Here is an 8050-nt window from a genome sequence, read left to right as displayed (position 1 = left end):
ACTAACAATTCAAGGAAAGGCACCAAAGCCAGATCAAGGAAAGGCCAAAGCCCCAGGAACACGGACAAAAGCGCCACGCAGGCAAAAAACCCAAAACCAGCGCCGTCAGGCAATCCCCCACCCGAACGGGCAAAAACCACCCCAAAACCCGCCGAGCAGGCACACAACCCAATAGCGCCCCCACCCAATTTGTGCTTTACTTTTCGGCAGACCCATAAAAAAAGTAAACCCGCAGCACCCTAATCGGACCCCACGAGCAGGCAGCTGAAAGCAGGAAAAAACAAAGGTCCGGTTTCACCCCATAAGGAGACAACTTCATGGCGATCAGCATCAGTCTGACGGTGAACGGCGCGCCCATCAGCGCCTCAATCGACCCGAACACCCTGCTTGTCCAGTTCCTGCGCGATCAACTTCGCCTAACAGGAACGCACATCGGCTGCGACACCGCCCAGTGCGGCGCATGCACGGTCCACCTGAACGGCCGCGCAGTCAAATCCTGCAACATCCTCGCGGTCCAGGCCGAAGGCGCAACCATCACCACCATCGAAGGACTCGCCAAAGACGGCGCCCTCCACCCGATGCAAGCCGCCTTCAAACACTGCCACGGCCTGCAGTGCGGTTTCTGTACGCCCGGCATGGTGATGAGCGCGGTCTCGCTCGTCGAGCGCCAACCCAATCTCACCGGCGACGACGTGCGCGCCCAGCTCGACGGCAATCTCTGCCGCTGTACGGGCTATCACAACATCGTCAAAGCAGTGCTCGAAGGCGCCGAAGGCATGAAGTCCGCCGGCACGGCCAACGCCAATGCCGCGGCCACTGCGCCCGCCACCGCCTGAGGAGCCGACGATGAACGCACCCGACACCCACCTCATCGGTACTTCCGTCGAACGTAAGGAAGACTATCGTTTCCTCACCGGCAACGGTCAGTACACCGACGACATCGTCCTGCCGCAGCAAACCTACGCAGTGTTCCTGCGCTCACCGCACGCACACGCAAAAATCAACAGCATCGACACCACCGCGGCCAAACAATCGCCCGGCGTCGTCGCGATCTTCACCGGCGCGGACATGGCTGCGGACAACGTCGGCGGACTGCCGTGCGGCTGGCTGATCCACAGCACCGACGGCAAGCCGATGAACGAGCCGCCGCATCCGATCATCGCGCACACGAAAGCGCGCCACGTCGGCGATCAGGTCGCGCTCGTCATCGCCGATTCGATCAAGGCTGCGAAAGACGCCGCCGAACTGATCGAGGTCGATTACGACGTGCTGCCGGCCGTGGTCGACACCGCGCACGCCGCCGATCCGGGCCAGGCCGCCGTTCACGACGAAGTGCCGGACAACGTCTGCTACAACTGGGGCCACGGCGACAAAGCCGCGACCGACGCCGCCTTCGCCAAAGCCGCGCACGTCACCACGCTCGACATCGTCAACAATCGCCTGATCCCGAACGCGATCGAACCGCGCGCGGTCAACGCAAGCTACTCGGTGCAGGACGACAGCTACACGCTCTACGTCGCGAACCAGAATCCGCACGTGGAACGCCTGTTGATGGCCGCGTTCGTGCTGTCGCTGCCGGAATCGAAACTGCGCGTGATCGCGCCGGATGTCGGCGGCGGCTTCGGGTCGAAGATCTTTCTGTACGCCGAAGACGTCGCGCTGACGTGGGCATCGAAAAAGATTCGCCGTCCGATCAAATGGACCGCCGAGCGCTCGGAAGCCTTCGTGTCCGACGCGCATGGCCGCGATCACGTGACCAAAGCCGAACTGGCCATGGACGCCGACGGCAAGTTCCTCGCGATGCGCATCCACACGATCGCCAACATGGGCGCGTATCTGTCGACCTTCGCCTCGAGCGTGCCGACCATCCTGTACGCGACGCTGCTCGCCGGTCAGTACGCGACGCCCGCCATCTACGCCGAGGTGAAAGCGGTCTTCACCAACACCGTCCCGGTCGACGCCTACCGCGGTGCCGGCCGTCCGGAAGCAACGTACGTGGTCGAGCGTCTGGTCGAAACCGCCGCACGTGAGATGAAGATCGATCCGGCCGAAATCCGCCGTCGTAACTTCATCCGCGAGTTTCCGTACGCGACGCCGGTCGGCCTCACCTACGATACCGGCGACTACGAGGCCACGCTGAGCCGTGCGCTCGAACTAGCGGACGTGAAAGGCTTCCCGGCACGCAAGCAGGAATCCGAAAAGAACGGCAAGCTGCGCGGCCTCGGCTACTCGTGCTACATCGAAGCCTGCGGTTTGGCGCCGTCGAACATTGCCGGCGCATTGGGCGCACGCGCCGGACTCTTCGAAGTCGGCCAGATTCGGGTGCATCCGACCGGCTCGGTCACCGTGTTCACCGGCTCCCACAGTCACGGCCAGGGGCATGAGACAACCTTCGCGCAAGTGGTCGCGGACCGGCTCGGCATTGCGCTGGAGAGCGTGGAGATCGTTCACGGCGACACCGGCCGCATTCCGTTCGGCATGGGTACGTACGGCTCGCGCTCGATCGCGGTCGGCGGCTCGGCGATCATGAAGGCGCTCGACAAGATCGAAGCCAAGGCGAAGAAAATCGCCGCTCATCTGCTGGAAGCCGCGGCCGAAGACATCGAGTTCAAGGATGGCGTATTCCGCGTCGCGGGCACCGATCGCACCAAAGCATTTGCCGAGATATCGCTCGCCGCCTACGTGCCGCACAACTATCCGCTCAACGTGCTCGAACCGGGTCTCGAAGAAAGCGCGTTCTACGATCCGACCAACTTCACGTATCCGGCGGGCTCGTACATCTGCGAAGTCGAGGTCGATCCGGAGACCGGTGTCTGCCGTATCCAGCAGTTCACCGCAGTCGACGATTTCGGCAACGTGATCAATCCGATGATTGTCGAAGGCCAGGTGCATGGCGGCCTGGCACAGGGCATTGGGCAGGCGATGCTGGAGCGCTGCGTGTACGACAACGAGAGCGGCCAGTTGCTGTCCGGCTCCTATATGGACTACGCGATGCCGCATGCGTCCGATCTGCCGAACTTCACCGTCGAAACCGCGAAGGGCACGCCGTGCACGCACAATCCGCTCGGCGTGAAAGGCTGCGGCGAGGCAGGCGCGATCGGTTCGCCGCCGGCCGTGATCAACGCGATCCTCGACGCACTCGCGCCGCTCGGCGTGACCGACCTGCAAATGCCGGCAACGCCGCATCGCGTGTGGTCCGCGATCCACGCAGCCAAGCAACCCCACTAAGATCCTGAGCGGAGCATTCGACATGTATTCATTCGAGTATCAACGCGCGACGGATCCCAAAGCGGCCGCCGCAGCCATCGCTGCCGACAGTGACGCCAAGTTCATCGCCGGCGGACAGAGCCTGTTGCCCACCATGCGTCTGCGGCTCGCGCAGCCGTCGCAACTGATCGACGTGACGCGCATTCCCGCGCTCAAATCGATCACCGTCGACGCCGGCAAGGTGACGATCGGCGCAGCCGTATGCCATGCGGACGTCGCGGACCATGCGGAGCTTCGGCGCGTGCTGCCGGCGCTCGCGGACCTCGCCGGGCACATCGGCGATCGCCAGGTGCGCGCGCTCGGCACCGTCGGCGGTTCGCTCGCGAACAACGATCCGGCCGCCTGCTATCCGGCTGCTGCGATGGCCTTGGACGCGACCATCGTCACCGATCGGCGACGAATCTCGTCGAGCGATTTCTTCGTCGGCATGTATGAGACCGCGCTGGCGCCCGACGAGTTGATCGTGGCCGTCGAGTTTCCCGTGCCCGAGCGCGCCGCTTACGAGAAATTCCGTAACCCGGCGTCGCACTTTGCACTGGTCGGCGTGTTCGTCGCGAAGTTCGCGAGCGGCGTGCGTGTCGCAGTGACAGGAGCGGCGTCTTCGGTATTTCGCGTGCCGGAACTCGAAAGCGCACTGACGGCGAATTTCACGCCCGAGGCCGCGCGAGGGGTAACCGTATCCGACGCCGACCTGAACACCGATATGCACGCGAGCGCCGAATATCGCGCGCATCTGATCCCGGTGTTGGCCGGGCGAGCGGTGACGAAAGCGAACGGTTAGCGATCCTTGCAGTTTGCGGCTGACGTGTCTCGGCGGAGCGCGTCAGCCGTGTTCGATCACGCACGCGGTGTGGCGCGACGCTCGCGTTCATTCGCTCCGTTCCGCCGACGGTATGAGTGACACGGACGAGCGCGCCGTTTTGCTCTTCACCATGCAGAGTCAGGAACACCATGCAGCCTGCTTCCATCGACGACACTCTCGCGCAACTCGCCGCCCAAAACTACTTCGCCAGCCGCGAACTCGCGACCGCGTTGTATCTCGCCCTGCGCATGGAGCGGCCGTTGTTCGTCGAAGGCGAGCCGGGCGTCGGCAAGACCGAACTCGCCAAAGCCGCGGCGGGGATGCTCGGCACCTCGATGCTGCGGCTGCAATGCTACGAAGGGCTCGACACCGCCAGCGCGCTCTACGAATGGGACTACCCGCGCCAGATCATGGCGCTGCGTCTCGCCGAAGCCGCCGGCGAGCGGCCCGGCAACGACACGCTGTATCGCAGCGAATTCCTGTTGAAGCGTCCGCTGCTGCAAGCGCTGATGCCCGACGAAAACCATCCCGGTGCGCGGCGTGTACTGCTGATCGATGAGATCGACCGCGCCGACGAACCGTTCGAGGCGTTTCTGCTGGAACTGCTGTCCGACTTCCAGGTGTCGATTCCCGAATACGGCACGGTGCGCGCGGAACAGCCGCCGCTCGTCGTGATGACGTCGAATCGGACACGCGAAGTGCACGACGCGTTGAAACGCCGATGCCTGTACCAATGGATCGGCTATCCCGAGCGCGACCGTGAACTGGAGATCGTCGCCGCGCGCGCGCCGCAGACATCGGTTGAATTGCAGCGACGCGCGGTCGATTTCGTACATCGGCTGCGCGGCATGGATCTGTTCAAGGCGCCCGGAATCGCCGAAACGATCGACTGGTGCCGCGCTTTGGAAGCGTTGTCGGTGACGGAGCTCGATCCGCAATCGGTACAGAACACCTTGGGTGTGCTGCTCAAGTATCAGGACGATCTGGCGCGCGTCGACGCCACGCAGATCGCGCAATGTCTCGCGACGCAGGGGTAACGGCGATGACCGCCTCCGCCGATACTTCGAGCGCGTCGGCCACACCGATCGATACGCCCACGCTCGCCCACAACGTCGTCCACTTTGTGCGCGTGCTGCGCGGCGCGGGCTTGCCGATGTCACCGGCGCAAGCCGTCGATGCACTCGCCGCGTTGCACTGGATCGACCTGGGCCGCCGCGACGATGTGCGCGCCGCGCTCGCCACGTTATTGGTCTCCGCGCCGGACGAACGCGACCTCTTCAACGCCGCCTTCGATCTGTTCTGGCGCGACCCGGATTGGGAAGGCAAGCTGCGCGCGCTGCTGCTGCCGAAAGTCCGCGATGGCTTGCCGCCCCCCAAACGCAACAACCGTCTCGCCGACGCGCTTGCCGTACGCACGCCGCCCTCGCCGCACAGCAAGGCGCCACAGGAAACCGAACAACACGAACTACGCGCGCACGTTACCTTTAGTGCGGAAGAGCGGTTACGTCATCGCGATTTCGAAACGCTTTCCGCTGACGAATGGCGGACGTTGCGGCATCTGATTCGCGGCCAGCGTCTGCCGCTTGCCACCGAGCCGACGCGCCGCCTGAAGGCCGCGTCGCACGGCACACATGCCGATTTGCGCGCGAGCGCACGACAAGCGGTGCGCGCCGGTGGCGACTGGACAGTGTGGAAGTATCGCGCGGTGGTGGAACGCAAACCGCCGCTCGTGCTGCTGCTGGATATCTCCGGCTCGATGAGCAGCTATTCGCGCGCGGTTCTGTACTTCTGCCACGCGCTTCTGCAATCGCGTGAGCGCCTGCAGGTGTTCCTGTTCGGCACGCGCCTGACCAACGCGACGCGCGCGCTGCGCGAGCGCGATCCCGACGTAGCGATCGCGACGCTCACCGATCAGGTAGTCGACTGGTCGGGTGGCACACGGATCGGCGCGGCGCTGGCCGAATTCAACCGGCGCTGGGCACGTCGCGTGCTGACCGGGCGTGCCACGGTGCTGCTCGTCACCGATGGCCTGGATCACGAAGCGATCGACGTACTCGACACCGAAATGGCCCGCTTGCGCCGCTTCGCACACCGTATCGTGTGGCTCAATCCGCTGCTGCGTTTCAGCGGTTTTTCACCGAAAGCGCGCGGCGTGCAGGCGATTCTGCCGTACGTCGACGCACATCGCCCGGTTCATAATCTGGACAGTCTGACGGCGTTCGGCCGCGACCTCGCGCAACTCACACGCGCGCCTCGTTCGACCGTCTCCGCGACGACAACTGCAGGAGCAACGCCATGGAATTAAGTGAAACCCATACGCTGCCGGTTTCCCAGCAGCGCGCGTGGGATGCGCTAAACGATACCGACATCCTGCGCGCGTGCATTCCCGGCTGCGAAAGCATCGACCCGGATGGCGAAAACGCGTATGCGGTGGTGTTGAGCGCATCGGTCGGTCCGGTGAAGGCGCGCTTCAAAGGGCGTATGCTGCTGACCGACATCGAGGCGCCGAACAGCTACACCATCGTTTTCGAAGGTCAGGGCGGTGCGGCGGGCTTCGGCAAGGGCAATACGCACGTCACGCTCGAACCCGAGGGCGATACCGCGACGAAGCTTTCGTACACGGCGACGGCCCAGGTCGGCGGCAAGCTCGCCCAGATCGGTTCACGGCTGGTCGACGGCGCTGCACGTAAAATCGCGGGCGAATTTTTCAAGCGCTTCGGCGCGCAGGTCGGCGGCGACGCTGACGGCGCGACGGCCCCGGATGTCGGCGACGCTGCAGCCGGCGACGCGGCGGTGCAGAATACAGAATCGAATGAGGCCGCGGACACCGAGTCCGGCGGCGACGGAACGAAAAGGAAGAAATCATGGACAGCGTGGATCTCGAAGTCCTGAAGTCCAGCGCACGTTGGCTGGAAGAGGGACATCGCGCGCTACTGGTGACGGTGGTGAAGACGTGGGGTTCGTCGCCGCGTCCCGAGGGCGCGATGCTCGCGGTGCGTGACGATGGCCTTGTGGTGGGTTCCGTCTCGGGCGGCTGCATTGAAGACGACCTGATCGACCGCGTGCGGCAAAAGGGTATTGAGCAGACCCGCCCGGAGGCGGTGAAGTACGGCATTACCGCGGAAGAAGCGCATCGCTTCGGCCTGCCTTGCGGCGGCACGATCCAGCTGGTGCTGGAGCCTTTAACGCAGCAAAGCGGCATTGCCGATCTGTGCCATGCGGTGGAAGACGGCCGCCTGGTGGCGCGTGAAGTCGACATGGTGACGGGCGCGGTACGGCTCGACGCGGCGCTGGCAACTGACGGCGTGCATTTCGACGGCGAGCGTCTGCTGACGATTCACGGCCCGCGTTACCGGATGCTGGTGATCGGTGCGGGGCAGTTGTCGCGCTATCTGTGCAACATCGCGGTTGGGCTCGATTATCAGGTGACCGTATGCGATCCGCGCGAGGAGTACACCGAAGAGTGGCGCATTCCCGGCACGAAGATTGTGCGGACGATGCCGGACGATACGGTGATCGACATGAAGCTCGACGAGCGGTGCGCGGTGATTGCGCTGACGCATGATCCTAAGCTGGATGATCTCGCGCTGATGGAGGCGTTGAAGACGCCGGCTTTTTATGTGGGCGCTTTGGGGTCGAGAAGGAATAATCAGGCGCGGCGCGAGCGGTTGAAGGAGTTTGATCTGAACGATACCGAGTTGGCCCGGCTGCATGGGCCGGTTGGGATTTATATTGGTAGTCGGACGCCGCCTGAGATTGCTGTTTCTATTCTTGCTGAGGTTACTGCGGCTAAGAATGGGGTTTCGTTGCCGACTCTATTACAGGTTGAGGGCGCTAAGGCCGCGCGGGAGATTGCTGCTTCTGGTGGGGCTGCTTGTAGTGTTTAGGTTTTTTGCCTTTTGCGGCGGCATTTGGCCGTGTTATTAGGGCTTTGGCCTTTCCTTGTTTTGTTAGTGGTCTATTAGTGTTGCCCCTGTGCGG

The 8050-nt window shown here is 63.7% G+C and carries 7 protein-coding genes; all 7 read left to right on the top strand.

Annotation, left to right across the window (positions count from 1 at the left end):
- Window positions 1–317: 317 nt before the first annotated feature.
- The 7 genes from M0D66_RS37785 to M0D66_RS37755 all read left to right on the top strand — a co-directional run bounded on the left by M0D66_RS37785 (window position 318) and on the right by M0D66_RS37755 (window position 7956).
- Window positions 318–836, top strand: a complete 519-nt coding sequence (locus M0D66_RS37785) for a (2Fe-2S)-binding protein (RefSeq protein ID WP_093647821.1) — start codon at window positions 318–320, stop codon at window positions 834–836.
- 10 nt (window positions 837–846) lie between these two features.
- Complete coding sequence (locus M0D66_RS37780) at window positions 847–3228, top strand: xanthine dehydrogenase family protein molybdopterin-binding subunit (RefSeq protein WP_266212942.1); 2382 nt, start codon at window positions 847–849, stop codon at window positions 3226–3228.
- Window positions 3229–3250: 22 nt separating this feature from the next.
- Window positions 3251–4048, top strand: coding sequence for a xanthine dehydrogenase family protein subunit M (locus M0D66_RS37775; protein WP_266212941.1), 798 nt, complete (start codon window positions 3251–3253; stop codon window positions 4046–4048).
- A gap of 170 nt (window positions 4049–4218) precedes the next feature.
- The gene (locus tag M0D66_RS37770; protein WP_266212940.1) at window positions 4219–5106 is read left to right on the top strand and encodes a MoxR family ATPase; all 888 of its coding nucleotides are present in this window, start codon (window positions 4219–4221) and stop codon (window positions 5104–5106) included.
- A gap of 5 nt (window positions 5107–5111) precedes the next feature.
- The gene (locus M0D66_RS37765) at window positions 5112–6374 is read left to right on the top strand and encodes a VWA domain-containing protein (RefSeq protein WP_266212943.1); all 1263 of its coding nucleotides are present in this window, start codon (window positions 5112–5114) and stop codon (window positions 6372–6374) included.
- Entirely contained in the window at window positions 6365–6961 is a 597-nt protein-coding gene (locus tag M0D66_RS37760; RefSeq protein ID WP_200572359.1) for a CoxG family protein, read from the top strand. Before M0D66_RS37765 ends, M0D66_RS37760 begins: the two co-directional genes overlap by 10 nt.
- Window positions 6934–7956 carry an XdhC family protein gene (locus M0D66_RS37755; RefSeq protein WP_093647811.1) on the top strand — a complete coding sequence of 341 codons (1023 nt, stop codon included), beginning with the start codon at window positions 6934–6936 and terminating at the stop codon, window positions 7954–7956. Before M0D66_RS37760 ends, M0D66_RS37755 begins: the two co-directional genes overlap by 28 nt.
- Window positions 7957–8050 lie beyond the last annotated feature (94 nt).

This window comes from Paraburkholderia sp. SECH2 (genome assembly GCF_030464795.1).
GTDB lineage: Bacteria > Pseudomonadota > Gammaproteobacteria > Burkholderiales > Burkholderiaceae > Paraburkholderia > Paraburkholderia aspalathi.
Note: the sequence above shows the minus strand (reverse complement) of the source record. Positions and strands in the feature narration are given on the sequence as shown.